A 26,510-nucleotide genomic window follows, 5' to 3' on the forward strand; every position below is an offset into this window, starting at 1 on the left:
CGCTCACGCCTCCGGGATCTCGAAGGTGCTGGTGCGCCGCATCCCGGCGGCGCGCCCCTTGCCCGCGATGACCAGGGCCATCTTGCGGCTGGCCTCGTCGATCATCTCGTCCCCGAGCATCGCGGAGCCCTTCTTGCCGCCCGCCTCGGAGGTGTAGTACTCGTACGCGTCCAGGATCAGCTCGGCGTGGTCGTAGTCCTCCTGGGAGGGCGAGAAGACCTCGTTGGCGGCGTCGACCTGGCCCGGGTGCAGCACCCACTTGCCGTCGAAGCCGAGGGCGGCGGCCCGGCCGGCCACCTCGCGGAAGCCGTCGACGTTGCGGATCTGGAGGTAGGGGCCGTCGATCGCCTGGAGGTCGTTGGCGCGGGCGGCCATCAGGATCTTCATCAGGATGTAGTGGTAGGCGTCCGCCGGGTAGCCGGGCGGCTGCTCGCCCACGACGAGCGACTTCATGTTGATCGACGCCATGAAGTCGGCCGGGCCGAAGATGATCGTCTCGATCCGCGGCGAGGCCTGCGCGATCTCGTTGACGTTGTTCAGACCGGCCGCGTTCTCGATCTGCGCCTCGATGCCGATCCGGCCGACCTCGAAGCCCATCGTCTTCTCGATCTGGGTCAGCAGCAGGTCCAGCGCCACCACCTGCTGGGCGTTCTGCACCTTGGGCAGCATGATGCAGTCCAGGTTGGGGCCGGCGCCCTCGACCACCGTGACCACGTCCCGGTAGGTCCACTCGGTCGTCCAGTCGTTGACCCGCACCACCCGGGTCTTGCCCGTCCAGTCGCCCTCGTTGAGGAACTTGACGATGGTGTGCCGCGCCTCGGGCTTGGCGAGCGGCGCGCACGCGTCCTCCAGGTCCAGGAAGACCTGGTCCGCAGGGAGGCCCTGCGCCTTCTCCAGGAAACGCGGGTTGCTGCCCGGTACGGCCAGGCAGGAGCGCCGGGGACGAAGGCGGTTGACCGTTGTCATGCGGGGACCTCCAGGGGGTCGAGCTTGTTCGCTTTCCGGATCTCGTCCACGATGCGGCCGATGATCCCGGTGATGTCGAAGTCCTTCGGGGTGAACACCGCGGCCACTCCGGCGGCCCTGAGCTGTTCGGCGTCACCGCTGGGGATGATGCCACCCGCGATCACGGGTATATCTGTGGCACCGGCCACACGCAGCCGCCCGAGCACGTCCGGGACCAGCTGGGCGTGCGAGCCGGACAGGATCGACAGGCCGACCGCGTGGACGTCCTCGGCGAGGGCCGCGTCCACGATCTGCTCCGGGGTGAGCCGGATCCCCTGGTAGACCACCTCGAAGCCGGCGTCCCGGGCGCGCACGGCGATCTGCTCGGCGCCGTTGGAGTGCCCGTCCAGGCCGGGCTTGCCGACCAGGAAGCGCAGTTTGCCGACGCCCAGCTCACGGGCGGTGGCCTCGACCCGGGCGCGCACGTCGGCGAGCGCCGAACCGGCCTCGGCGGGCACGGCCACCGGCGCGGAGGAGACCCCGGTGGGCGCCCGGTACTCGCCGAACACCTCGCGCAGGGCGGCGGCCCACTCGCCTGTCGTCACCCCGGCGCGGGCGCACTCCAGGGTGGCCTCCATCAGGTTCTCGGTGCCCTTGGCGGCCTCCTTCAGCCGCTCCAGCGCCTTGCACGGGCGCGGGTGGTTGAACGGCGGCTGGTAGCGGGTGTCCCGCCAGTGGCGCAGGGCCTCGACGACCCGGGCCTCGACCGCCGGGTCCACCGTCTGGATCGCGGTGTCCAGGTCGGCCGTGAGCGGGTTCGGCTCGGTGCCCTCGAAGATGTTGACGCCGACGATCTTCTCCTCGCCGGACTCGATCCGGGCCCGGCGCTCGGCGTGCGCGGCGACCAGCTGCGACTTCAGGTAGCCGGACTCCACGGCGGCCATGGCGCCGCCCATCTCCTGGATGCGGTCCATCTCGGCGAGGGCGTCCGCGACCAGTTGGTCCACCTTCGCCTCGACCACCTTCGAGCCCTCGAAGATGTCGTCGTACTCCAGCAGGTCGCTCTCGTAGGCGAGCACCTGCTGGATGCGCAGGCTCCACTGCTGGTCCCAGGGGCGGGGCAGGCCCAGGGCCTCGTTCCAGGCGGGCAGCTGCACGGCACGCGCGCGTGCGTCCTTCGACAGGGTCACCGCCAGCATCTCCAGCACGATCCGCTGGACGTTGTTCTCCGGCTGCGCCTCGGTCAGCCCGAGGGAGTTGACCTGGACGCCGTAGCGGAAGCGGCGCTGCTTGGGGTCCTCGATGCCGTACCGCTCGCGGGTGACCTTGTCCCAGATGCGGCCGAACGCCCGCATCTTGCACATCTCCTCGATGAAGCGGACGCCCGCGTTCACGAAGAAGGAGATCCGCGCGACCACGTCGCCCATGCGCTCCGGCGGCACCTGGCCGGAGTCGCGCACGGCGTCCAGGACGGCGATCGCGGTGGACATCGCGTACGCGATCTCCTGCACCGGCGTGGCTCCCGCCTCCTGGAGGTGGTAGCTGCAGATGTTGATCGGGTTCCACTTCGGGATGTGGGAGACCGTGTACGCGATCATGTCCGTCGTCAGCCGGAGGGAGGGCCCCGGCGGGAACACATGGGTGCCCCGGGACAGGTACTCCTTGACGATGTCGTTCTGGGTCGTGCCCTGGAGCCGGGTGATGTCCGCGCCCTGCTCCTCGGCGACGACCTGGTAGAGCGCCAGCAGCCACATGGCCGTGGCATTGATCGTCATCGAGGTGTTCATCTGCTCCAGCGGGATGTCCTGGAACAGCCGGCGCATGTCGCCCAGGTGCGCGACGGGCACGCCCACCCGGCCGACCTCGCCGCGGGCGAGGATGTGGTCGGGGTCGTAGCCGGTCTGGGTGGGCAGGTCGAACGCCACCGACAGACCGGTCTGGCCCTTGGCGAGATTGCGCCGGTACAGCTCGTTGGACGCCTGTGCCGTGGAGTGGCCGGCGTACGTGCGCATCAGCCACGGCCGGTCCTTCTGACGCTCAGTCATCTATGACCTCGGGTGTCTCAGACGTTCCGGAAGCGGTTGATGGCGTCGATGTGCCGGGCGCGCAGCTCCGGATCGCGCACGCCGAGACCTTCCTCGGGCGCCATGCACAGGACGCCGACCTTGCCCTGGTGCAGGTTGCGGTGGACGTCGTAGGCGGCCTGTCCGGTCTCCTCCAGGGAGTACGTCTTCGACAGGGTGGGGTGGATCTTGCCCTTGGCGATGAGGCGGTTGGCCTCGTACGCCTCGCGGTAGTTGGCGAAGTGGGAGCCGATGATCCGCTTCAGGGACATCCACAGGTAGCGGTTGTCGTACTCGTGCATGTAGCCCGAGGTCGAGGCGCAGGTGGTAATGGTGCCGCCCTTGCGGGTGACGTAGACGGAGGCGCCGAAGGTCTCGCGGCCGGGGTGCTCGAAGACGATGTCGATGTCCTCGCCGCCGGTGAGTTCGCGGATGCGCTTGCCGAAGCGCTTCCACTCCTTGGGGTCCTGGGTGTGCTCGTCCTTCCAGAACCTGTAGCCCTCGGCGGTGCGGTCGATGATGTGCTCGGCGCCCATCTTCCGGCAGATCTCCGCCTTCTGGGGCGAGGAGACGACGCAGATGGGGTTGGCGCCGCCGGCGAGGGCGAACTGGGTGGCGTAGGAGCCGAGTCCGCCGCTCGCGCCCCAGATCAGGACGTTGTCGCCCTGCTTCATGGCGGCACCGTTGCGGGAGACCAGCTGGCGGTATGCGGTGGAGTTCACCAGGCCCGGGGCCGCGGCCTCCTCCCAGGTGAGGTGCTTGGGCTTGGGCATCAGCTGGTTGGTCTTGACGAGCGCGATCTCCGCGAGGCCGCCGAAGTTGGTCTCGAAGCCCCAGATGCGCTGCTCGGGGTCGAGCATGGTGTCGTCATGGCCGTCGGGCGACTCCAGCTCCACCGACAGGCAGTGCGCGACGACCTCGTCACCGGGCTGCCAGGCGTTGACGCCGGGGCCGGTGCGCAGCACCACGCCCGCGAGGTCGGAGCCGATGATGTGGTACGGCAGGTCGTGGCGCTTGGTCAGCGGCGAGAGCTTGCCGTAGCGCTCCAGGAAGGCGAACGTCGACACCGGCTCGAAGATCGAGGTCCACACCGAGTTGTAGTTGACCGAGGAGGCCATCACGGCCACCAGGGCCTCGCCGGGGCCCAGTTCGGGCACCGGCACCTCGTCCAGGTGGATCGACTTGCGCGGGTCCTTGTCGCGGGTCTGCAGGCCCGCGAACATCTCCGTCTCGTCCTTGTGGACGGTGATCGCGCGGTACGACTCGGGCAGCGGCAGGGCGGCGAAGTCGGCGGACGTGGCGTCCTGCGACTGGATCGCGTCCAGGATGTCCTTCACGGTCACGGTGTTGCCTCCGGCGGTGAGCGCCCTGAGGGAGGGGCGCCTGAGGGTTCGTCGGTGCTGGGATGCGTGCTGCTGAGGGTGGGAAAGGGGTGCCGTCGGTTCGGCGGGGTGGTGCTTCGGCAGCGCTTTGTGGCGCGGGAGGGTGCCTGTGACGCAGGCGTCCGGGCGCGCGGGCCATGGGCCCTCGGGGACAGCCGGCGAGCAGGTGATCGCTGCCCGCCGGCCGCCCGGACATCCCCAACGTATGACACGCCGTGACAGGTGACAAGGCACTGAGTGCCAGAAATTGCTCTCAGATGAAATCTTTACGTAACAGATGAGCGATGATCGATCAACGCTCGGCAAACGAAACGGGCAGTGGGCGGCACTCAGTGCCACCCACTGCCCGTCTGTCGCGTTCCGGCCGGTTACGGCCGTCGTTTTCCGGCCGCTCCGCTACGACCGTTCCTTCAGCGCCTGTTCGATGGTGCGCATCACCTCGTCGAGCGGGGCATCGGTGCGGGCCACCGTCACCAGGACCTCGCCCTGGGCACCGGAGGCGGCCGCCGGGGTGCGCGGCGTGCTCTCCCGGCCCGCGCCGATGCCGGTGCCGAAGGTCCGGCGGACGATCGCGAACGCGTGGTCGAGCTGGGCCTCCACGTCCCCCTGGCCGCCCGCCCGCAGCCAGCGTCTGAGGACGTGGTTGTGGGCGGTGACCACGGCCGAGGCGGCGACCTCCGCCAGCAGCGGGTCGTCGTTGGCGTCGTCGGCGTGCGCGTGCTCGTCGAAGTGGCCGAGCAGATACCGGGTGAACAGGCGCTCGTAACGGGCCACGGAGGCGATCTCGGCCTCGCGCAGGGTGGGCACCTCGCGCGTGAGCTTGTAGCGGGCCACCGAGATCTCCGGCGCGGCGGCGTACATCCTCATGACCTCTTTGATGCCCCGGCACACGGTGTCGAGCGGGTGCTCGTGCGCGGGGGCGGCGTTGAGCACCGCCTCGGCGCGGACCAGCGTGTCGTCGTGGTCCGGGAAGATGGCCTCTTCCTTGGAGCGGAAGTGGCGGAAGAAGGTGCGCCGGGCGACCCCGGCCGCGGCGGCGATCTCGTCGACGGTGGTGGCCTCGTACCCCTTGGTCGCGAACAGCTCCATGGCTGCTGCCGCCAGTTCCCGGCGCATTTTGAGCCGCTGGGCGGCGGCGCGGCTGCCTGCGGCACTTTCCGGCGCGTCGGGCGTAGCTGGTGTACGTGAGGACTTGGCGGGCTGGGACATGACCCGAACGTACTGCATGTGCGCACGTTGATGCGCAGGTCCGGGATGTCCCCCGCCCGCGGGGGGCGGGGGAGCGGCGGCCGGGTCGAGCAGCCCGCCCCAGTCCGGCTCCGTCCGGAACCGGTCGCCGGCGCCGTCAGCGGCGGGCATACTCGCGGAAGCCGCGGCCGGTCTTGCGGCCGAGGCAGCCCGCGGCCACCAGGTGCTCCAGCAGCGGCGCCGGGGCGAGACCGGGCTCGCGGAACTCGCGGTGCAGCACCTTCTCGATGGCCAGCGAGACGTCCAGGCCGACCACGTCCAGCAGTTCGAACGGGCCCATCGGGTAGCCGCCGCCCAGCTTCATCGCCGCGTCGATGTCGTCCAGGGACGCGTAGTGCTCCTGCACCATCTTGACCGCGTTGTTGAGGTACGGGAACAGCAGCGCGTTGACGATGAACCCGGCCCGGTCGCCGCAGTCCACCGCGTGCTTCCTGATCCGGCCGCAGACCTCGCGCACGGTCGCGTGGACGTCGTCGGCCGTCAGCACCGTGCGGACCACCTCGACCAGCTTCATCGCCGGGGCCGGGTTGAAGAAGTGCATCCCGATCACGTCCTGCGGGCGCGAGGTGGCGCGGGCGCAGGCGACCACCGGCAGCGAGGAGGTGGTGGTGGCCAGGACCGCGCCCGGCTTGCACACCTTGTCCAGCGCCGCGAACAGCTGCCGCTTGACGTCCAGGTCCTCCGCGACCGCCTCCACCGCCAGGTCCACCTCGGCGAAGGCGTCGTAGGAGCCCGCCGGGACGATCCGCCCCAGGGTCTCGGCGGCGGCCTCGGCGGTCAGCCGGCCCTTGTCGACGGAGCGGGCCAGCGACTTGCCGATGCGCGCCTTGGCCGCCTGTGCCTTCTCCTCGCTGCGGGCGGCGAGGACCACGTCGTAGCCGGCCTTGGCGAAGACCTCGGCGATGCCGGACGCCATGGTGCCCGAGCCGGCGACGCCCACGGAGCGCACCGGGCGGCCCCCGGCCCGGCTGTCCCCGGCCGCCGGGGTCAGCGCGTCCGGGACGACCGTCGCGCTGCCCGGCGCCGCGTAGGTGTAGAAGCCGCGCCCGGCCTTGCGGCCGGTCAGGCCCGCCTCGCTGAGCTGCCCCAGGATGGGGGCGGGCGCGTGCAGCCGGTCCCGGGACTCGGCGTACATGGCCTCCAGGACCGTCCGCGCGGTGTCGACACCGATCAGGTCCAGCAGGGCGAGCGGGCCCATCGGCAGACCGCAGCCGAGCCGCATCGCCGCGTCGATGTCCTCGCGGGAGGCGTACTTCGCCTCGTACATGGCCGCGGCCTGGTTCAGATAGCCGAACAGCAGCCCGTCCGCGACGAAGCCGGGGCGGTCGCCGACGGCCACCGGCTCCTTGCCCAGCTCGATCGCCAGGGCGGTGACGGCGGCGACGGCCTGCGGCGCGGTGAGCACCGAGGAGACCACCTCCACCAGCTTCATGGCCGGCGCCGGGTTGAAGAAGTGCAGGCCGAGCACGCGCTCGGGGCGCGCCGAGCCGGCCGCCAGCCGGGTCACCGACAGCGCGTTGGTGCCGGTCGCCAGGATCGTGCCGGGACGGACGATGCCGTCCAGCTCGGCCAGGATCTGCTGCTTGATCTCGTACGACTCCGGGGCCACCTCGATGACCAGGTCCGCGTCGGCCGCCGCGGTGAGGTCGGTGGCGGTGCGCACCCGGGCCAGCATCCCGGCGCGCTCCTCGTCGGTGAGCCGCCCGCGCCGCACGGCGTGGGCGGTGGCGGCCTCGAGGACGGCGAGCGCCCGGGCCGCCTGCTCCTCGCCGACATCGATGCCGATCACCTCGCGGCCGGCCTTCGCCAGGACCTCGGCGATGCCGGTGCCCATGGTGCCGAGGCCGACGACGGCGACCTTCCGCAGCGGGGACGACGGGGACAGAGGGGTGTCGGACAGGGGAGTGGCCATCGCGGGACTCCAGGAATGAGGGTGACGACGAGGAGCGCGCCGGACGCGCCGGCGGAGGGCGCGCCACGGAGCGGAAGGGAGCGCCGGGTGCGCCGGAGCGCACCACGGAGCCAGGGGAATGCGGGTGTTGCCGGGCTGCGAGCGCACACGCCCGGTGAGCGCCGCCGGGCCACGGGCGCGTCCACGCCCGCGCACGGCGGGGGATCCGACCGGCTCTGTCCCGGAGCCGGGTCGTACCGCGGTACATACGGTGTACCGAACCGACGGAAAGCTCGCTCGCGACGGCCGCGTCACCAGACCGTCGCCAGCGGAGTGCGAGGGGTACTCGCTCGTCTGAGCTTAACCGGCGGGTAACGAGCGCGCCAGCCCCTCGAAGCAATCCTTCCGTGTGAGGTGTCTCCCCCGTCCGCCGCGACCCGCCTACGCTGGACCTCGTGGACGAAGAGGAGCGCTCGCTCACGGAACGCTTACGGCAGGAGTCGGGCGGCACGGCCGCGTTCGACCGCCTGCTCGCCACCGGGGACCACGACGAACTCGCCGAGGTGCTCACCGCCCCCGGACAGCCCCTGTGGGCCAGGGAACTGGCCGCCTTCCGGCTCGGCCGGGCGGGCGACCGGCGCGCCTTCGAGGCCCTGGTGCTGCTGCTGAACCACCGCGACCCACCGCGCTGCGCCTCCGCCGCGCACGCCCTCGCCCGCCTCGGCGACCCCCGCACCGCCCGGGCCGCCGCCGCCCTCGCCACCAACGAACTGCGCGTCGCCTACGCCCTGCACCCGGTACGGCTCCTGGTCGCCCTGCGCGCACCGGAGTCCGTGCCCGCGCTGATCACCACCCTGGAGCGGCGGCTCGGCCCGCACGACCCCTACCGGAAGGTCGCCCTCGCCTGTGTGGAGGGCCTGGGCGCGCTCGGCGACGACCGCGCCCGGCGGGTGCTGAACGAGGCGCTGGCGCACCCCGCGCTCGCCGAGGCGGCGGTGCGCGCGCTGGCCCGGCTCCCGCAGCAGCGGCCCGCCTGACGCCCGGTCAGCCGGCCGGACCGCGCACGTACCGCACCTCGGGCACGGGCACGCCGTCCACCTCGAAGGGCTCCTCCGCGCCGTCCGCCCGGAACCCGGCGCGCTCGTAGAAGCGGCGCGCGGGCGCGTTGCCCTTGAGCACCCACAGCAGCAGACGCGTGCCCGCGGGGCACCGCCCGGCCACCGCGTCCAGCAGCGCCCGGCCGATCCCGCGGCCGAGGTGCGCCGGATCGACGTAGATCGCGTACAGCTCGGCGTCCGCCGTGTACGCCTCCCCGTCCCGGTACGGCCCGACCGCCGCCCACCCGAGCACCCGGCCGTCCCGCTCGGCGACCAGATTCACCACCGGGCCGTCGCCGCGCGCGAACCGCTTCCGCCGCCGCTCGGCGTCCGCCGCCACGCTCAGCCGGTCCAGATACGGCTGCGGCACGAGCCCGCGGTAGGCGTGCTGCCAGCCGCGCACGCGGATCTCCGAGACGCGGTCGCAGTCGGCGAGGGTCATCGGGCGGATGCGTAGGTACGGCTCGTCCATGACGGAACCCTAGGGGCGGACGCCGGGTGACGGCCGGGAATTTCGGGTGGCCCCGCGCTACCGGCGGAAACCCAGCAGGCCGTGCAGGACCGCGCCCCGCGAGACCGCCGCCGACTTCGCCGACAGCGGCTCCGGCTCCGGCGACCGGGCGCAGACCGCGTCGGCCGGGCCCGTGCCGCGCGGCACCGTGCCGTCGGCCAGGTACGCGGCCAGATACCGGTCCAGGCAGGCATTGCCGCTCAGCGTGATGCCGTGGTTGCCGCCGCCCTGCTCGACCACCAGGCCGGAGCGGGCCAGCAGCCGGTGCACCGCGACCCCGCCGGCGTACGGGGTGGCCGCGTCGCCGGTCGCCTGGAAGAGCAGCGCGGGCGGCAGCGCGTCCCCCGCGATGTCCACCGGCCGCAGCGGGGCCGTCGGCCAGAACGCGCACGGCGCGTTGTACCAGGTGTTGTTCCAGGCCATCACCGGCGCCTTCGCGTGCGCCGCCCAGGTGTCCGCGCGCCACCGGTGCCAGTCGCGCGGCCAGGGGGCGTCCCGGCACTGCACCGCCGTGTAGACGCTGTAGCCGTTGTCCCCCTCGGCGTCCACGGCGGCGAGCCTGTCGTACGCGGCCAGCAGCGGCCCGGTGTCCCCCCGGTGTACATAGGCCGCGAACGCCTCGGCGAGGTGGGGCCAGTAGCCGTCGTAATAGCCGCCGGGCGTGAAGGTGTCCTCCAGCTCCGCCGCGCCCACCCGGCCCCCGGCCGGCCCGCGCGCCAGCGCCGCCCGCATCGCGTACCAGCGGGCCTCGATCCGCGCGGGGTCCGTGCCGAGCTTGTAGTGCGCGTCGTGCCGGGCGATCCAGGCCATCAGCGCGCGGTGGCGGTCGTCGAAGGCGTGGTCCTGGGCGAGGTTGTCCGCGTACCAGACGCCGGCCGGGTCGACGATCGAGTCCAGCACCAGCCGGTGCACCCGCCCGGGATACAGCTTCGCGTACACCGCGCCCAGATAAGTGCCGTAGGAGTAGCCGAAGTAGCTGATCCGGGGCGCGCCGAGGGCCCGGCGGACCACCTCCAGGTCCCGGGCCGCGCTCACCGTGTCCAGGTACGGCAGCACGTCCGCGTACCCGCGGCCGCAGGACTCGGCGAAGGAGCGCGCGCGGTCGAGGTTCGCCCGCTCCAGCGCGGGGGTGGCCGGGACGGAGTCCGGGCGGGGGGCCGTGAAGTGGCCGGGCGCACAGGTCAGGGCGGGCGTGCTGCGGCCGACCCCGCGCGGGTCGAAGCCGATGACGTCGTAGCGGGCCGCCACGCTTTTCGGCAGCGCCGAGGCGACGAACCCGGCCAGCTCCAGCCCGCTGCCGCCGGGGCCGCCGGGGTTGACCAGCAGCGGTCCCTCGGACGTCGGCGCGGTGTGCGGGACGCGGGTGAGGGCGAGCGTGATCTGCCGGCCCGCCGGGTCGGCGTGGTCCAGCGGCACCCGCACCGAGGCGCACTGGAGCGTGGGGTGGTCGTGGGTGGCGCACGCCGTCCAGACGGGCGCGGGGGCGGTGGCCGCCCGGACGGGAGCGGCGGTGAGCGAGCCCGCCACCACGGCGGCGACCGCGCCCAGCGCGGCTGCGCGTGTTCTCATACGGGTCCTCCCGGGACGCGGGGACGCGGCGGACCGTGCGGCACGGTTCCGCCCGGATCGTCCCGGCGCCGGGGCTCCGGAGAACCCGGCTTCGCGATACTTGACCCGATCGGGCCGCGGGATGCCCCTGAACGCGCCCCCGGCCCGCTCACATCAGGCTGAGCTGCACCGGTTCCGCCGGGCCGGGGGCCGGCGCGGGCGCGGGTGCGGCCGGGCGGATCCGGCGGGCCTGCCCGGAGCGGGCGGGCCCGATGCCGTACTCCTCGGCCAGCTCGTGCACCTGACGGGTGATCCGGCGCTGGTACCACCTGGGCGCGTAGGCGCCCTCCGCGTACAGCCGCTCGTAGCGGGGCACCAGGTGCGGGTGGTGGCGGTCGAGCCAGGTCATGAACCACTCGCGGGCGCCCGGGCGCAGATGCAGCACCAGCGGGGTGACGGAGACCGCCCCGGCCGCCGCGATCGCCCGCACGGTCTCCCGCAGCCGCTCCGGGTCGTCGCTCAGGTAGGGGATCACCGGCGCCATCAGCACCCCGCAGCCGATGCCGTGCTCGGCGAAGGCGCGCACGACCTCCAGCCGGCGCTCGGGCGCGGGCGTGCCCGGCTCCACCGTGCGCCACAGCTCGGTGTCCAGGAAGCCGACGGAGACGGACACGCCCACGTCCGTCACCCCGGCCGCGCGGACCAGCAGCGGCAGGTCGCGCAGGATCAGGGTGCCCTTGGTGAGGATCGAGAACGGGTTCGCGCGGTCGGTGAGCGCGGAGATGATGCCCGGCATCAGCCGGTAGCGGCCCTCGGCGCGCTGGTAGCAGTCGACGTTCGTGCCCATCGCCACGTGCTCGCCCTGCCAGCGGGCCGAGCCGAGCTGGCGGCGCAGCACCTCGGGGGCGTTGACCTTGACCACGATCTGGGTGTCGAAGCCGATGCCGGTGTCCAGGTCCAGATAGCCGTGGGTGGCGCGGGCGAAGCAGTACACGCACGCGTGCGAGCAGCCCCGGTAGGGATTGACCGTCCACTCGAACGGCATGCGCGAGGCGCCCGGCACCCGGTTGAGCACCGAGCGCGCCCGCACCTCGTGGAAGGTGATCCCGCGGAACTCGGGCGTGTCGAACGTCCGGGTGGTCACGGCGTCCGCGCCGAACAGGGCGGCGTCGGCGGCCCGGCCGTGGTCGCCGTCGTCGGTGAGGTTGTCCCAGCGCATGACGCCTCCTCGGTAGCACTGGGCCCAGAATAGAACATGTGTTCCCATGATCGCCCGGACCCCGATTTGGGCCGCCGGGTGCGGGGGTGGTTGGCTTGCCCCGTACCGGAAGACAGGTCCTGGAGGAACGCAATGGCGCAGGTCGAGGCCACTACCGAGCGGGTCGTCGCGGCGGACGCGGAGAAGGTGTTCGACGCCCTCGCCGACTACCGCGGCACCCGGCAGAAGCTGCTGCCCGAACACTTCAGCGAGTACGAGGTGCGCGAGGGCGGCGACGGCGAGGGCACCCTCGTCCACTGGAAGCTCCAGGCCACCAGCAAGCGGGTGCGCGACTGCCTGCTCGAGGTGACCGAGCCCACCGACGGCGAACTCGTCGAGAAGGACCGCAACTCCTCCATGGTCACCACCTGGCGCGTCACCCCGGCCGGCGAGGGCCGCTCCCGCGTGGTCGTCACCACCACCTGGCAGGGCGCCGGCGGCATCGGCGGCTTCTTCGAGCGGACCTTCGCGCCCAAGGGCCTCGGCCGGATCTACGACGCCCTGCTCGCCAACCTCGCCGCCGAGGTCGAGAAGTAGCCCAACCACCCACCGGTGCAAGGGCGTTGATCTCCGGTCGGCCCCTTCACCGGTTCGAGTGGATCTCCGGTCCGGGCCGGGCGGTGCCGTAACCTCAGGCAACCGGTCCCCGTTGTCGCCTCACGCGGGAAACGCGCGAGGCGCAACGAGGGGAGCGGTCCGTGGGCGGGACGACACTGGCGCAGCAGGAGCCGGACGTGGCACCGGCGGCCGGCGAGACGTCCGCGACCGCGCCGCCGCCCCCCGCGCCCGCCGTGCCGCTGACGCCCCGCCGGGTCCGGCTGGTGTTCTCCGGGCTGATGCTGGCGCTGCTGCTGGCCGCCCTGGACCAGATGATCGTCGCCACCGCCCTGCCGAAGGTCGTCGGCGAACTCCACGGCCTGGACAAGATGTCCTGGGCCATCACCGCCTACCTGCTCACCTCCACCATCGGCCTGCCCCTGTACGGCAAGCTGGGCGACCTCGTCGGACGCAAGGGCGTCTTCCAGTTCGCCATCGCCGTCTTCGTCGTCGGCTCCGCGCTGGCCGGCCGGGCCGGCAGCATGGACGAGCTGGTCCTCTACCGCGCGCTCCAGGGCGTCGGCGCGGGCGGCCTCATGATCGGCGTGCAGGCCATCATCGCCGACATCGTGCCGCCCCGGGAACGCGGCCGGTACATGGGATGGATCGGCGCCGCCTTCGGCCTCGCCTCCGTCGCCGGCCCGCTGCTCGGCGGCTACTTCACCGACCACCTCTCCTGGCGCTGGTGCTTCTACGTCAACGTCCCCTTCGGCCTGGTCACCTTCGCGGTCGTCACCGTCGTGCTGAAACTGCCCCGGCCGCCCGTGCGGGCCCGGCTCGACGTGCCCGGCGCCATCCTGCTCGCCGCCGCCTCCACCTGCCTGGTGCTGCTCACCAGCTGGGGCGGCACCGAGTACGCCTGGGACTCCCGGCCCATCCTCCTCCTCGGCGCCGGCGCCCTCGTCAGCACCGTCCTCTTCCTGCTCGCCGAGCACTTCGCCGCCGAACCCCTCATCCCGCTCCGGCTGTTCCGCGACTCCGTGTTCACCATCAGCGGCCTGGTCGGGCTGGTCATCGGCGTCGCCCTGTTCGGCGCCGCCAGCTATCTGCCGACCTTCCTGCAGATGGTCGACGGGGCCAGCGCCACCGAGTCCGGGCTGCTGATGCTGCCCATGATGGCCGGGATCGTCGGCGCCTCCATCATCGGCGGCCACCTCATCAGCCACACCGGCCGCTACCGGATCTACCCCGTGCTCGGCAGCGCCGTCTCCGTCGTCGGCATGTGGCTGCTGTCCCGGCTCCAGACCGACACGCCCCGGCTGCACTACAGCATCTGGATGGCCGTCCTCGGCACCGGCATCGGCCTGGTGATGCCCGTGCTCGTCCTCGCCGTGCAGAACTCCGTACGCCCCGCCGACCTCGGCAGCGCCACCAGCGCCAACAACTACTTCCGGCAGATCGGCGGCAGCGTCGGCGCCGCCGTCTTCGGCACCCTGTTCGCCCAGCGGCTCACCTCCGCGCTGCGCGCCGAACTGCCCCCGGGCACGGGCACCCGCCTGCCCGCCGCCGACTCGATCACCCCGCAGCTCGTCCACGCGCTGCCCCCGGCCCTGCGCGACGCCTACATCCGCGCCTACGCCGACGCGATGCCCCGGGTCTTCCTCTACCTCGTCCCGGTGCTCGCCCTCGGCCTGCTCATCGCCTGCTTCCTCAAGGAGAAACCCCTGGTGTCCCACCACGCCCCCGCCACCGAGGCCACCACCCCGATCCCCCAGGCCCGGATGGCGCCCGCATCCGGGGTACCGGTCTGCGGCCGGGTACAGCACCCGGACGGGAGCGGCGTGCCCCGGGCGGCCCTCACCCTCATCGACAACGCGGGCCGGCAGATCGGCCGGGGCGCCAGCGGCGAGGACGGCCGCTACGCGTTGGCCGTACCGGGTTCCGGTTCGTACGTCCTGATCGCCGCCGCGGGCGGGCACCAGCCGCAGGCCGTCTCGGTGACCGTCGGCGAGCGTTCGGTGGACCTGGACGTGGTCCTCGGCGGTGCCGGACGCCTCGCGGGCAGCGTGCTCACCGCCGACGGCAGCCCCGTCCGGGACGCGGCCGTCACCCTCACCGACGTGCGCGGTGAGGTCGTCGCCTCCACCCGCAGCGGACGCGAAGGCACGTATTCCATGGGGGAGTTGGTGGCCGGTGAGTACACGCTCGCCGCCAGTGCCCCCGCCTTCCGGCCGGCCGCCGTCCCGGTCAGCGTCCAGTCCGCCCGGGAGACCCGCCAGGACATCGAGCTGGCCGGTGGCGCGGTACTGCGCGGCACGGTACGGGCGGGCGGCGGGCGACCGGTCGAGGACGCCCGGGTGACCCTGCTCGACGCGGCGGGGAACGTGGTCGACACCCTCACCACCGGGCCCGACGGCACCTTCCGCTTCGTGGACCTCTCCTCCGGCGAGTACACGGTCATCGCGGCCGGATACCCGCCCGTCGCCACCGTCCTCCAGATGGCCGGCGGCGGCCGTACGGAGCGCGACCTCCAGCTCGGCCACGACTACTGACGGAGCTGCCGAGCGGCGGATGACGGGCGGTACGGGGTGGTGGCACCGTCCGTCACACGGGAGGGCCCACGCGGGGGGCGCAGGTTCCGGCCCCGGCCCGAGGAGCGGCACCGCTGAACCGCCCGGCCCGGTGGCCTGAATGCCTCCTTCGAGGCATTCAGGGTGCACCGTAAGGCGTCTACGTAGTTCCGGGCGGTTCTTCTAGATTCAACGTCATGCCGTCAGTGACCACGTACAGCACCGGGCATCCACCAGACCTGCTCAGCCCCTCACCCGTCACCACCCTGGCCCGCACGGCCGACGCTCCCGAATTCCGCGTTCTCGGCACCCTTGAGGTCCGCCGTGGCACGGCCGTCTACCGTCCGCGCGGCCCGAAGGTGCGCAAGCTGCTGGCCCTGCTCGTCGTGCGCGCCAACGACATCGTCACCATGGACCAGCTCGTCGACGAGCTGTGGGAGGGCGCCCCGCCGGCCACGGCGCAGAACACGGCGCGCACCCACGTCTACCACCTGCGCCAGGAGCTGGGCCGGCAGCTGGGGCCGGATCTGGTGCACGCCCTGCTGGTCACGGAGTCGACGGGATACTCGCTCCGGGTGGACGAGCGGCAGACCGACCTCACCGCCTTCCACGGCTTCTACCGGCAGGGCTGCCGGCAACTGCGGTCCGGCCACGTGGAGTCGGCCTACGAGAGCTTCGGTGCCGCGCTCGGTCTGTGGCGGGGGACCGTGCTGGTGGACGTGCGCCAGGGCCGGGTGCTCACCGCACACGCGCGGGAGATGGAGGAGTTCCACCTCCACGCGCAGGAGAAGCGGATCGAAGCGGCCATGCGGCTCGGCCACTACCACGAACTGCTGCCCCAGCTCATGAACCTGGTGGCCCGTCACCCGTACAACGAGTGGCTGCACGCCCAGCTGATCGACGCGCTGCACCGGGCGGGCCGCCGCGGGGACGCCCTGCGTGCCTTCCAGGACGTACGCACGGTCCTCGCGGACGAACTCGGTGTGGAACCCTCCGCGGACCTCCGACGGGTCCACCAGTGCGTGCTCATGGGCGAGCGCGCGGCCTGACCCACCCCCGCCCCACACCCCCGACACATGACAGAAGGAAAGCCATGTCCCGTGCCAGACCCGTAGCGGCCACCGCCGCGTGCGCCGCCGTCCTCATGACGGTGCTGCCCCTCACCCTGCCCGCGTCCAGCGGCCTGACGGGCCCGGCCCATGCCGCCGGCGCGACCGCGGACCTCCGGACGGACCGGGACGTCATCACCGGGCACGCCACCGAGCTGTACCCCGAGGGTGTCGCCTGGGACCCGACCCGCCGCGCGTTCCTGACCGGCTCCGCCTCCCAGGGCAACCTGTCGGTGATCGGCCTGGACGGCAGCGTCACGGAGCTGGCGCCGAGCATCGGCAAGGTCTCCACGCTCGGTATCCGCGTGGACGTCGCCCGCAATCGCATCCTGGTCGCGTACAGCGACTTCTGGGTCCGCCAGCGTCTGGAGGTCGGCGACCAGCCGCCCACCTCGGGCGTGGCCGTCTTCGCACTGGACACCGGCAGGCTCCAGCGCCGTATCGACGTGGCCGGCGGACGCGAGCGCACCTTCGCCAACGACCTGACCTTCGACTCCCGCGGCGACGTCTACGTCACGGACTCCGTCCACGACACCGTCCAGCGAATCGATCGCGCCGGCCGGGTGACCCCGGTGGCGACCGACCCCCGCTTCGCCGCCGACATCGTCGGCCTGAACGGCATCGTCTGGCACCCGGACGGCTATCTGCTCGCCGTCCGCTACGACACCGGGAAGATGTTCCGGATCACCCCGGGCGCACCGGAGCGCAGCCGGGTGAGCGAAGTGCGGCTGCCGCAGCCGCTGCTGGGCACCGACGGCCTCGCGCTGCGGCCCGACGGCTCGCTGGTCGTCGTCACCAACTCGATCGGGGCCGCCGTCGGCGTACCGGGCGGGGTCGACGCCGTGACCGTCCTCGGCTCCCGGGACGGCTGGCGCACCGCCGACCCCGACCTGCGGTTCGACCCGTGGCCGGTCAGCGGCCCGACGACGGTGGCGATGACCCCGTTCGGCGACTACGCGCTCAGCGGCGAGGTCGGCGAGCTCATGGCCGGCCGGACCTCGGACCTGATCACCCTGCGCCGGGTGCCGGGCTCCGCCCACACGGTGAAGGGACACAGCTGATGGCGACGGCCAAGGGCCCGGCCCCCGTATGGGCGTTGATCGCGACGTCCCTGCCGATGTTCATGGTGTCGCTGGACAATCTCATCGTCACCAACGCACTGCCGGAGATCTCCCGGGAGTTCGGCGTCCGGCAGTCCGAACTCCAGTGGGTGATGAACGGCTACGTGCTCGCCTTCGCCGGCCTGCTGCTGGCCAGCGCGGCGCTGGGCGACCGCTTCGGACGCCGCCGGGTCTTCCTGGCCGGCGTCGCCCTCTTCACGGCTTCCTCCATCGCCTGCGCGCTGGCCGGCTCGGTCGGCATGCTGATCGCCGCCCGGATTGTCCAGGGGGCCGGCGCGGCAGCGATCCTGCCGGTCTCCCTGACACTGGCGGTCGCCGCCGTCCCCCGCAGACAGCGGAACATGGCGGTCGGCGTGTGGGGCGGGGTCAACGGCCTCGGCATCGCGGTCGGGCCACTGGCCGGCGGCCTGGTGACCGAGCAGATCGACTGGAACTGGATCTTCTGGATCAACGTTCCGGTCGGGGCGGTGGCCCTGCCGCTCGCCCTCATGGCGGTCCGGGAGAGCAGGGGCGACAACCGCACCCTGAACCGCCTCAGCATGGTGCTGGTGACCGGGTCCGTCGTCGCCGCCGTCTGGGGCATCGTCGAGGCCGCCGACCACGGCTGGGGACGCGGCACCACGCTGACCGGTCTCGCCGTCGCGGCGGCGTTCGCGGTGGGCTTCGTCCTCTCCGAACGCGTCGGCACCAGCCCGCTCATCCCGCGGCACATGTACCGGGTCCCGGCCTTCGTGCTGAGCAACGTCGTGTCGGTCACGATGTACTTCGGAGTCTTCGGGTCGATCTACTTCCTGACCCAGTTCCTGCAAGGCCCGATGGGATACTCACCGTTCGAGGCGGGGCTGCGGACCCTACCGTGGACCGTCGCCCCGATGATCGTGGTGCCCGTCGCCACCCAGTTCGTGGACCGCGTCGGCGGCGGCGTGCTCCAGGCCGCGGGCTGCGCCCTGCAAGGCATCGGCCTCGGCTGGATCGCCTTCATCGTCACACCGGACGTCGGCTACGGCGCCATGGTGCCGGCGCTGGCCCTGGCCGGCATCGGCATGGGCCTCGTCTTCGCGGGCAACCCCGCCACGGTGATCGCCTCGGTGCGGGAGGCCGAGCACAACAAGGCGTCCGGTGCCAACAACACCAGCCGCGAGTTCGGCGGTGCGCTCGGGGTCGCCGTGCTCACCACCGTGTTCAGCCGGCAGATCACCGGCCACGGCTCCGCTGCCGCCCCGGGGACGTTCACCGACGGCCTCCAGTACGTCCTGTGGGCCGGAGCCGCGGTGGTCCTCCTCGGCGCGCTGAGCGCCCTGTTTATCAAGCGGACCAGGACCGAGGACATCGCTGTGGAGCAGACCCCGGTCACGGCCACCGTCGGCTGACCCGCCCGCCGGGTCCCACGGGAAAGCGGAACCAGAGGAATACGGAGGAAGTGGGCATGACCACGCAGGTGACCGAGGAAACCGTCTCTCCCGTGGATTCGGACATCGCGTACGGGCGCACCATCGACCGTGCTCTCGCGCACCGTTCCGCGATCTCCGAGGTCTTCGTCACGGACGTGCGGGCACTGGGCCCCATGGCGGTGACCGCCGGGATCCACCTCCCGCTGACCCACCTGTACTACAGCGACCACCGGCAACGGCCGAGACTGCACGACTCCCTGCTGTTCCTGGAGGCAGGGCGGCAGGTGGCGATCGCGGGCTCCCACACCCACGTGGGCATCCCCGTCGAGACGATCGCCATCGTGAACACGTTCCGGTTCGCGCTGCGGAACCTGTGGGCCCTGCGCATCGGCGACGAACCCGGCGCACCGCGCATCGACACCGTCTTCTCCGGTACCCCGACCCGGCGCAGCGGCCGCTACCGCAAGGGCCGGCTGGTGCAGCGGCTCTTCATGGGGGACGTGCACATCGGCGACCACTCCATGGACGTCCAGTTCCTCAAGAAGCACGAGAACGACCTCCTGCGCCACGCGCAGCGCGGCTCGGCGGCGCCCCTGACCTCCGAGTTCGCGAAGGACGCCGGGCCCGGGCCGGCCGGCCGGCTTCTCCCGGAGTCGGTGGGCCGCGGCAACCCGCTCAACGTCGTGCTCGCCGACCCCGAGGTCACCGCCGGCTCGGTCACCGCGCGGGTGGTGCCGCGCTTCGACAACCCGGCCCTGTTCGACCACGCCTACGACCACCTGCCGGCCATGGCCCTGGTCGAGGCGGCCCGCCAGGCGGCGATCCTCGCCGCCGGGGCGGGCACCACGGGCCCGGGTGCGGCACAGGCTCCGCTCCCGGTGTACGCGGCCGGGTTCGAGGCGGAGTTCTCCCGCTTCGCCGAGCTGGACCTGCCCTTGTCGGTGACCGCGAGCCGGGTGCCGCCCGGCGCCGCCCGGCACGACGTCCGGGTGGGCTTCCGGCAGGGCGCGCAGGACATCGCCGCGCTCACCGTCACCGTCGTCGACCCGACCCGCCCCTTCGGACTCTGAGGAAGCGTCATGCCCGACACCCCAGCTCCACCCCTTGCCGTCTGGTCGGACTTCGGAGGAGTGCTCACCCCGCCCCTCGGCCACACGATGCGGAAGTTCTGCGCCCGGTACGGCGTCGACCAGGCCGTCCTCGGACGCGCGCTGGCCACGGTCACCGCCCGGTACGGCACCAGCGACATCATGGAGCCCATCGACACCCCGCTGGTGACCGAGGAGGCATGGCTCCGCGAGATCGGGGACGTGCTGGAGGCGGAGCACGACGTCACACTCCGGCTCACCACGATGGCGGACGCCTGGTTCGACGGGCGCGAGACCAACCACGACTGGGTGGCCCGGTTGCGCAAGGCCCGCAAGCGGGGGGCGTTCGTCGGGCTGCTCTCGAACATGGTGCCCGCCTGGGACGGGCACTGGCGGCGCATGATCAGGCCCGAGGAACTCTTCGACGACGTGCTGCTCTCCTTCGAAGTGGGCCACCGCAAGCCGTCCCCGGCCATGTTCGAGCTGGCGTCCCGGCGGGCCGGCGTGCCCCCGAAGCGCTGTGTGCTGGTGGACGACCTTCCGCACAACTGCGCCGGCGCCGAGGCGGCCGGCTGGCGCACGGTCCTGTTCACCGACGCCGCCACGGCGGGCGAACGGCTCGAATCCCTGTGGGACGGCACCGCATGAGCCGCTCCGTACTCGTCACCGGCGGCAACCGAGGCATCGGCCTCGCCGTCGCCCGGGTCCTCGCCGCCGAGGGCCACAAGGTCGCCATCACCTACCGGCAGGGCGAACCGCCGCCCGGCTTCTTCGCCGTACGGTGCGACGTGACCCGCACCGACGACATCAAGGCCGCGGTCGAGCAGGTCACCATCCAGCAGGGACCGGTCGAAATACTGGTCTCCAATGCGGGCATCACCCGCGACCAGTTGCTGATCGGCATGGCCGAGGACGACTTCAGGGCCGTGATGGAAACCAACTTCCAGGCCGCCGTCACCGTCACCCGGGAAGTCGTCCCCGCGATGATCAAGGCCCGCTGGGGCCGGCTCATCTACATGTCGTCCATGAGCGGGATGGCCGGCGCCCCCGGCCAGACCAACTACGCCTCCTCGAAAGCGGCGTTGATCGGCTTCGCCCGGTCGCTCGCCATCGAGGTGGGGCGGCGCAACATCACCGTCAACGTGGTGTCCCCCGGTCTGATCGAGACCGACATGGTGCGGGACATCACCGACACCCGCCGGGCGCAGGCCCTGGACAGGACCGCGCTGGCCCGCCCCGGCACCCCGCAGGAGGTCGCCGCGGCGGTGCGCTTCCTCGCCGGCGACGACGCCTCGTACGTGACCGCCGGAGTCATTCCGGTCACCGGCGGCCTGGGTGCCGGGCACTGAGCCCGCCCCGCGCAGAACCCGTACCACTCCAAGGAGCAACGAGATGAGCAACGACGCACTGGCCCTCGCCACCGAGATGGGCAAGGTCTTCAACGACCTGGACGAGGAGGCCGCCCTCACCTATATCGGCGCCGAGTTCGTCGACCACGAGGCGCCCCCCGGCACCCCGGGCGGCCCGCTCGGTTACCTCGGCACCGCGCGCTGGGTCCACAGCGCCTTCGAGGGCGCCAAGTGGGAGCACCTGGACAGCTTCGCCGAGGGCGACCGGGCCGTGCTCCGGCTGCGCTTCACCGGCCGTCACGTCGGCGACTTCCTCGGCATCGAGCCCACCCAGCGCCCCGTCGACGTCGAGCAGACCCACATCTACCGGGTCGAGAACGGGCTGGTCGTCGAGCACTGGGGCTACCGCCAGGACCTGCTGATGCTGTCCCAGCTCGGCGCCATCACCCTTCAGGCGCCCACCCCGGCCGCCTGATCCCGTCCCACCACCGTCACGAGAGGACATCATGACCGTGCAGACCATGGAACTCAGAGACCAGGTGGCCGCCATCGTCACCGAGGAGCTGGAGCTCGAGGACGGAGAACTGACCGACGAAGGGCACTTCGTCGACGAGTACGAGAGCGACTCGCTCACCCTCATCACCGTCGTCTCCCGCATCGAGAAGGAACTCGGCGTCGTCGTTCCCAAGGAGGAACTGGAGTCCCTGGTCACCCTGCGCGCGCTGATGCTGGCCGTCGAGGGATGCGCGGCCCATGCCTGAAACGCCCTGGCGCCGGGTCGTCGTCACGGGACTCGGCGCGGTCAGCCCGGTCGGAATCGGCGTGCGTGACTTCGCCGACTCCGTCCGGGCCGGCCGGGTCGGCATCGAGCCCGTCCGCAGCTTCGACGCGAGCCCGTTCCCCAGCCGGCAGGCCGCCGAGGTCCACGACTTCGCGCCCGCCGACATCCTGCACCACCTCGACCCGGACCGGTGGGGCCGCAGCGCGCTGTTCGCCGCCGCGGCCTCCCGGCTGGCCGTCCAGGACTCCGGTATCGACCCGGAGCTGCTCTCCGCGGGCCGGTCCGGCTCCATCATGGGCACCACCAGCGGTGAGTCCGCGGTGGGCCAGAGCCTGGGCGGCCAGTGGGTCATTCGGGGACTCAAAGGCCTCGAACCGCGCCTGGTCGGACAACTGCCGGCCGGCCGGATCGCGCAGGCCGTCAACGCCGAACTCGGCCTCGACGGCGACGCCCAGACCATCCCCACCGCCTGCTCGGCCAGCAACTACGCCCTCGGCCACGCCTTCGACATGGTGCGCTCCGGTGAGGCCGACTTCATGCTGGCCGGCGGCGCCGACGCGGTGAACCGGCTGACGCACGCCGGGTTCTACGCCCTGGGCGCGATGGCACACGACCTGCCGCGGCCCTTCGACGCCGGGCGGACCGGCATCGTCACGGGGGAGGGAGGAGCCTCGCTGCTGCTCGAACCCCTCGACCACGCGCTGGAGCGCGGTGCCCGGATCTACGCCGAGGTGCTCGGGTACGCCGCCAACTGCGACGCCTCGCACATGGTCCACCCCGACGCCGCGAGCATCGCCGCGTGCATCCGGGCCGCACACCGCAACGCCGGGATCACCCCGGACGAGATCGACTACATCTGCGCGCACGGCACCGGCACGCCCACCAACGACTCGACCGAGGTGCAGGCCGTCCGGCAGGTGTTCGGCGACCGGCTGCCGCCGATCAGCTCGATCAAGTCGATGCTCGGCCACACCATGGGCGCGGCCAGCGGCTTCGGCGCCATCGCCTGCTGCAAGGCTCTGGAACAGGGCTTTCTGCCGCCCACCGCCAACCTCGTCGAGATCGATCCGGAGCTGGGCCAGGGCGTGGACTGCGTCCCGGTCCGGGGACGGGACGCCCGCCCCCGGATCGTCCAGAACCACGGCTTCGCCTTCGGTGGCAACAACGTCATCACCGTCTTCGGGAGATACTCATGATCACGGCGCCCGTGCAGCCGCTCACCGTCGTCAGCGCCGGAGTGGTGTCCCGCGCGGGGTACGGGCTCGGTGCCCTGGGCGGCCTGCTGGCCGGCGGCGACGTGCCGGACGGCGGCGCCGACGCGGACGCGGGGGAGGGGCCGCCGCTGCGGCTGCGGCCGGTGCCCGGCTTCTCCCTCGCCGACCACCTGGGCCGCAAGGGCATCAAGCACCTGGACCGGCTCACCGGACTGAGCCTGGTCGCCTGCAAGCAGGCGCTGGAGGCGGCCGGCCAGGTCGCCTCCGGTCCGGTCCCGGAGCGCACCGGTGTCGTCCTGGCCACGAACACCGGCAGCGTCGCCGGCTACAGCGACCTCCTGTACGAGACCCTCACCCTCGACAAACCGCAGCTGATCCACCCCGGCAAGTTCTCCCACAGCGTGATGAACTGCAGCGCCGGCCAGATGGCCATCCGGCACCGCCTCAAGGGACTGAACGCCACGGTCGCGGGCGGCCGCAGCGCCGGGCTCTACGCCTTCCGGCACGCCAGGATGGCCATGACGGTGGGGCACGCCGACCGGCTGCTGGTGGGCGGCGCCGAGGAGCTCAGCCTGCCGATGGCCTGGGCGTGGCACCACACCGGGACCCTGCGCGAGGAGGCCTCGGTCGGCGAGGGCTGCGCCATGTTCGTCGTCTCGGCCGAACCGTCCGAACAGGAGCGGGAGTCGGCCCTGGCCGAACTGCTCGCCTGCGAGGTCGGGCACGCCGGGCACCGCGGCCTGCGCAACCGGCTGGCCACGTCCATCACGCGGGCGCTGGAGCGCAGCGGCTGCGCGCCCGGGGACGTGGACGTCGTCTCGCTGGGGGCCACCCACCATGTCGGGCTGGAACGGCTGGAGGAAGGCGCGGTCCGGCTCGCCCTCGGCCGGGTCCCCGAACAGGTGCGGGTCGCCGAGGTGCTGGGCGAGACCTACAGCGCCGGCGGTGCGCTGCAGCTCGCCGCGCTGCTCGCCCGCTGGCAGGACGAGCCGGCCGGGCGGCCGCGTATCGGCCTGGTCACCACTGTCGGCCATGACGGCGACACGGGTGCGCTGGTCGTCCGCGGCCGGGGCTGAGAGCGGGTGAGCCGTATGGAGCAGCGGAGCGAGTGGGACGCCATCGTCGTCGGAAGCGGTATGGGAGGGCTGGTCTGCGCGGCGTACCTGGCGGCCGGCGGACGCAGCGTGCTGGTGCTGGAACAGCACGACGTGGCGGGCGGCAGCAGCCATGTCTTCCGCCGGCGCCGGGCCTACGAGTTCGATGTCGGCGTCCACTACCTGGGGGACTGCGGGCCGGACGGGATCCTGCCCGCGATCTTCTCCGGGCTCGGTCTCGACGGGCGGGTCAGATACCGGGCGATGGACCCGTACGGTTTCGACCGGATCGCCCTGCCGGGCCTCACGGTGGACGTGCCGGTGGGCTGGCCGGCGTACCGCGGACGGCTGGTGGAGGCGGTTCCCGCGGAGGCGGCGGGCATCCTGCGGTTCACCGATGTCTGTGCCGCCGTCGCGGCCGAGACGCGTGCGCTGCTGCTGGCGGAGCATGCCCCCACCCCGGCCGAGGTCATGGCCGGCACCCCGGCGACGGCCCGGTGGGGACGGCGCACGGTCGCGGAACTCTTCGACCACTGCGGTCTCACCCCGCGGGCCCGGACCTTGCTGGCCGCCCAGTCGCCCAACTACGGGATGGGTCCGCACCAGGCGACCGTCTCCCAGCACGCGGCCGTCACCGACCACTACCTGCGCGGCGCCTACTACCCCGAGGGCGGGGGGCAGGTGATGGCCGCCTCGCTGGTCGAGGCGCTGGAGGCGCACGGCGGCGAGCTGCGCACCAGGACCAGGGTGGCGCGCATCCGGGTGGCGGACGGAGCGGTCACCGGGGTGGAGCTGACCGGAGGCGAGGTCCTGCGGGCACCGCTGGTGGTGTCCAACGCGGACTACAGCAGGACCGTGCTCGAGCTGGTGGGCGAGGAACACTTCGGCCGCCGGCTGGTCGACCGGACCCGGCGGGCGACGATGGCGCTGCCCTTCGCCACGCTCTACGTCGCGCTGGACAAGGAGCTCGCGGACCGCCCGAACGCCAACCTGTGGTGGTACCGGGACGGTGACATCGAGGGCGCCTACCAGCGGCTGGCCGAAGGGCGGATCGCCCCGGTGCCCTTCCTCTTCTTCTCCTTCGCCTCCCTGAAGGACCCGGGTGCCCGCAACGTCTGCCCGCCCGGGCACACCAACTTCCAGGTGATGACCCTGTGTCCGCCCGACTACGCGTTCTGGGGCGTCCACGACGGGCCGGCGGCCGGGGAGCGCTACCGGCGCAACGAGGACTACCAGCGGCGCAAGGCCGAGCTGACCGAGGCCATGCTGAGCGCCGCGGAGGAGGCCATCGGCCCCTTCCGCGAGCACATCGTGCACCTGGAGACGGCGACGCCCCTGACACATGAGCGCTACACGCTCACCACCGGGGGGACGCCCTACGGCCTGGCCCAGTGGGGCGGTGCCGGCAACCGCCCCGACACCCGTACCACCGTTGAGGGGCTGCACGTCGTGGGCGCCGGCACCCGGTACGGCAGCGGCATCACCGGCGCCGCCGTCGGGGGTCTGGCCTGTGCCGCGCAGATCCTGGACCGCCGGCTGCTGCCCGAAACGCACCGGGGCGTGCGGCTCGGCGATCCGGATCTGCTGCCCGAACGGGCGGCGGGCTGGGATCCGCTGGCCGTCTCCCGCGGGGCACGGCGGCGGGACGCGCGGGGCCTGGCCGGAATCGGCTGAACCTAGCCCTCGGCCAGGTGCGGTCTGCGGACGATCAGATGGGCGTCGAGCGCCTTGTTCACGGCGTCCACCCGGGACACCGCCCCCAACTTGTCGAAGATGTTGCGCAGATGGCGCTTGACCGTGCCTTCCGCCACCCCGAGCCGATGGGCGATCTGCCGGTTGCTCAAGGCGTTGGCCACCAGGGTCAGGACCTCCCGCTCACGGGGCGAGAGCCCCGTGGGCACCGGCGCGAAGGCGCTGCGCCGGCTCTCCGACTGCGGTATCGCGATGATCGTGTGGGAGTCGCCGCCCCGGATGGCGCGGATCGCCGCGAGCAGGGTCTCGCGGTGCGCGGTCTTGTGCAGATACCCCCGGGCGCCCCGGCGCATCAACTCCTGGACGAGCTGGGGGTCGTCGTGCATGCTGAGGATCAGGACGCACAGGTCGGGCAGGGCACTGGACAGCTCCTCCACCACGGTGGGGGCATGGTGGTCCGGCATCTCCACATCGAGCAGGACGACATCCACCCGGTGCTCGACCGCCAGCTCCAGGATCTGCGCGGACACATCCGTCTGCGCGACGACTTCGAGATCGTCCTCCGCGTTCAGTAATTCGCAGAGGGCGTTGCGCAGCAGGGAATGGTCGTCTACCGCCATG

The 26,510-nt window shown here is 72.4% G+C and carries 23 protein-coding genes; 14 read left to right on the forward strand and 9 right to left on the reverse strand.

The features are described from left to right. Nucleotides 1-3: 3 nt before the first annotated feature. The 5 genes from HB370_RS31945 to HB370_RS31965 all read right to left on the reverse strand — a co-directional run bounded on the left by HB370_RS31945 (nt 4) and on the right by HB370_RS31965 (nt 7,550). On the reverse strand, nt 4-966 hold the full coding sequence (locus HB370_RS31945; protein WP_030787593.1) for a CoA ester lyase: 963 nt from the start codon (nt 964-966) through the stop codon (nt 4-6). Next, nucleotides 963-2,990 carry a protein meaA gene (locus tag HB370_RS31950; RefSeq protein WP_030787590.1) on the reverse strand — a complete coding sequence of 676 codons (2,028 nt, stop codon included), beginning with the start codon at nt 2,988-2,990 and terminating at the stop codon, nt 963-965. Before HB370_RS31950 ends, HB370_RS31945 begins: the two co-directional genes overlap by 4 nt. 17 nt (nt 2,991-3,007) lie before the next feature. Further along, the gene (gene ccrA, locus HB370_RS31955; RefSeq protein ID WP_030787588.1) at nt 3,008-4,345 is read right to left on the reverse strand and encodes a crotonyl-CoA carboxylase/reductase; all 1,338 of its coding nucleotides are present in this window, start codon (nt 4,343-4,345) and stop codon (nt 3,008-3,010) included. A gap of 441 nt (nt 4,346-4,786) precedes the next feature. Continuing rightward, nucleotides 4,787-5,599 (reverse strand): TetR family transcriptional regulator, encoded by an 813-nt coding sequence (locus tag HB370_RS31960; protein WP_189753555.1) that lies wholly within the window; start codon nt 5,597-5,599, stop codon nt 4,787-4,789. A 136-nt stretch (nt 5,600-5,735) separates the two neighbouring features. Next, on the reverse strand, nt 5,736-7,550 hold the full coding sequence (locus tag HB370_RS31965; RefSeq protein WP_030787583.1) for a 3-hydroxyacyl-CoA dehydrogenase: 1,815 nt from the start codon (nt 7,548-7,550) through the stop codon (nt 5,736-5,738). A 434-nt stretch (nt 7,551-7,984) separates the two neighbouring features. Between HB370_RS31965 and HB370_RS31970 the strand changes: the two genes are divergently transcribed. Beyond that, a complete protein-coding gene (locus tag HB370_RS31970) occupies nt 7,985-8,566 on the forward strand; it encodes an adenylosuccinate lyase (RefSeq protein ID WP_030787571.1) in 582 nt (193 codons plus the stop codon). A 7-nt stretch (nt 8,567-8,573) separates the two neighbouring features. Here the strand turns inward: HB370_RS31970 and HB370_RS31975 are convergent, their stop codons facing one another. The 3 genes from HB370_RS31975 to HB370_RS31985 form a co-directional block, all read right to left on the reverse strand. After that, nucleotides 8,574-9,098 carry a GNAT family N-acetyltransferase gene (locus HB370_RS31975; RefSeq protein ID WP_030787568.1) on the reverse strand — a complete coding sequence of 175 codons (525 nt, stop codon included), beginning with the start codon at nt 9,096-9,098 and terminating at the stop codon, nt 8,574-8,576. A 57-nt stretch (nt 9,099-9,155) separates the two neighbouring features. Further along, nucleotides 9,156-10,706 (reverse strand): alpha/beta hydrolase, encoded by a 1,551-nt coding sequence (locus tag HB370_RS31980; protein WP_030787564.1) that lies wholly within the window; start codon nt 10,704-10,706, stop codon nt 9,156-9,158. Nucleotides 10,707-10,854: 148 nt separating this feature from the next. Next, nucleotides 10,855-11,904: an Rv2578c family radical SAM protein gene (locus HB370_RS31985; RefSeq protein WP_030787561.1), complete on the reverse strand. Its 1,050-nt coding sequence runs from the start codon at nt 11,902-11,904 to the stop codon at nt 10,855-10,857. Nucleotides 11,905-12,036: 132 nt separating this feature from the next. On the opposite strand from HB370_RS31985, the gene HB370_RS31990 reads away from it, so the two are divergent. From HB370_RS31990 to HB370_RS32050, 13 genes are all read left to right on the forward strand, one after another. Next, nucleotides 12,037-12,480, forward strand: coding sequence for an SRPBCC family protein (locus HB370_RS31990; protein WP_030787558.1), 444 nt, complete (start codon nt 12,037-12,039; stop codon nt 12,478-12,480). Between the two features lie 161 nt (nt 12,481-12,641). Beyond that, nucleotides 12,642-15,032 (forward strand): MFS transporter, encoded by a 2,391-nt coding sequence (locus HB370_RS31995; protein WP_030787555.1) that lies wholly within the window; start codon nt 12,642-12,644, stop codon nt 15,030-15,032. 215 nt (nt 15,033-15,247) lie between these two features. Continuing rightward, nucleotides 15,248-16,099, forward strand: coding sequence for an AfsR/SARP family transcriptional regulator (locus HB370_RS32000; RefSeq protein ID WP_078637659.1), 852 nt, complete (start codon nt 15,248-15,250; stop codon nt 16,097-16,099). A 44-nt stretch (nt 16,100-16,143) separates the two neighbouring features. Continuing rightward, nucleotides 16,144-17,220 (forward strand): SMP-30/gluconolactonase/LRE family protein, encoded by a 1,077-nt coding sequence (locus HB370_RS32005; RefSeq protein ID WP_244405714.1) that lies wholly within the window; start codon nt 16,144-16,146, stop codon nt 17,218-17,220. Further along, the gene (locus HB370_RS32010; protein ID WP_030787545.1) at nt 17,220-18,650 is read left to right on the forward strand and encodes an MFS transporter; all 1,431 of its coding nucleotides are present in this window, start codon (nt 17,220-17,222) and stop codon (nt 18,648-18,650) included. The genes HB370_RS32005 and HB370_RS32010 overlap by 1 nt, the downstream gene beginning before the upstream one ends. A 56-nt stretch (nt 18,651-18,706) precedes the next feature. Beyond that, nucleotides 18,707-19,741: an AfsA-related hotdog domain-containing protein gene (locus HB370_RS32015; RefSeq protein ID WP_030787542.1), complete on the forward strand. Its 1,035-nt coding sequence runs from the start codon at nt 18,707-18,709 to the stop codon at nt 19,739-19,741. A gap of 9 nt (nt 19,742-19,750) precedes the next feature. After that, nucleotides 19,751-20,407, forward strand: a complete 657-nt coding sequence (locus HB370_RS32020) for an HAD family phosphatase (RefSeq protein ID WP_030787539.1) — start codon at nt 19,751-19,753, stop codon at nt 20,405-20,407. Continuing rightward, the gene (fabG, locus tag HB370_RS32025; RefSeq protein ID WP_030787538.1) at nt 20,404-21,108 is read left to right on the forward strand and encodes a 3-oxoacyl-ACP reductase FabG; all 705 of its coding nucleotides are present in this window, start codon (nt 20,404-20,406) and stop codon (nt 21,106-21,108) included. Before HB370_RS32020 ends, fabG begins: the two co-directional genes overlap by 4 nt. Before the next feature lie 43 nt (nt 21,109-21,151). Further along, nucleotides 21,152-21,583, forward strand: a complete 432-nt coding sequence (locus HB370_RS32030) for an ester cyclase (protein WP_030787535.1) — start codon at nt 21,152-21,154, stop codon at nt 21,581-21,583. Between the two features lie 31 nt (nt 21,584-21,614). Continuing rightward, entirely contained in the window at nt 21,615-21,869 is a 255-nt protein-coding gene (locus HB370_RS32035) for an acyl carrier protein (protein WP_030787533.1), read from the forward strand. Continuing rightward, entirely contained in the window at nt 21,862-23,085 is a 1,224-nt protein-coding gene (locus HB370_RS32040) for a beta-ketoacyl-[acyl-carrier-protein] synthase family protein (RefSeq protein ID WP_030787530.1), read from the forward strand. Before HB370_RS32035 ends, HB370_RS32040 begins: the two co-directional genes overlap by 8 nt. Further along, nucleotides 23,082-24,179 (forward strand): beta-ketoacyl synthase N-terminal-like domain-containing protein, encoded by a 1,098-nt coding sequence (locus tag HB370_RS32045; protein WP_030787527.1) that lies wholly within the window; start codon nt 23,082-23,084, stop codon nt 24,177-24,179. The genes HB370_RS32040 and HB370_RS32045 overlap by 4 nt, the downstream gene beginning before the upstream one ends. 15 nt (nt 24,180-24,194) lie before the next feature. Next, a complete protein-coding gene (locus HB370_RS32050) occupies nt 24,195-25,871 on the forward strand; it encodes an NAD(P)/FAD-dependent oxidoreductase (protein WP_030787526.1) in 1,677 nt (558 codons plus the stop codon). Between the two features lie 2 nt (nt 25,872-25,873). On the opposite strand, the gene HB370_RS32055 is transcribed toward HB370_RS32050, so the two are convergent. Next, nucleotides 25,874-26,509, reverse strand: a complete 636-nt coding sequence (locus HB370_RS32055; RefSeq protein ID WP_244405716.1) for a response regulator transcription factor — start codon at nt 26,507-26,509, stop codon at nt 25,874-25,876. Between the last annotated feature and the right edge of the window lies 1 nt (nt 26,510).

Source organism: Streptomyces sp. DSM 40868, assembly GCF_011820545.1.
Lineage (GTDB): Bacteria > Actinomycetota > Actinomycetes > Streptomycetales > Streptomycetaceae > Streptomyces > Streptomyces eurythermus.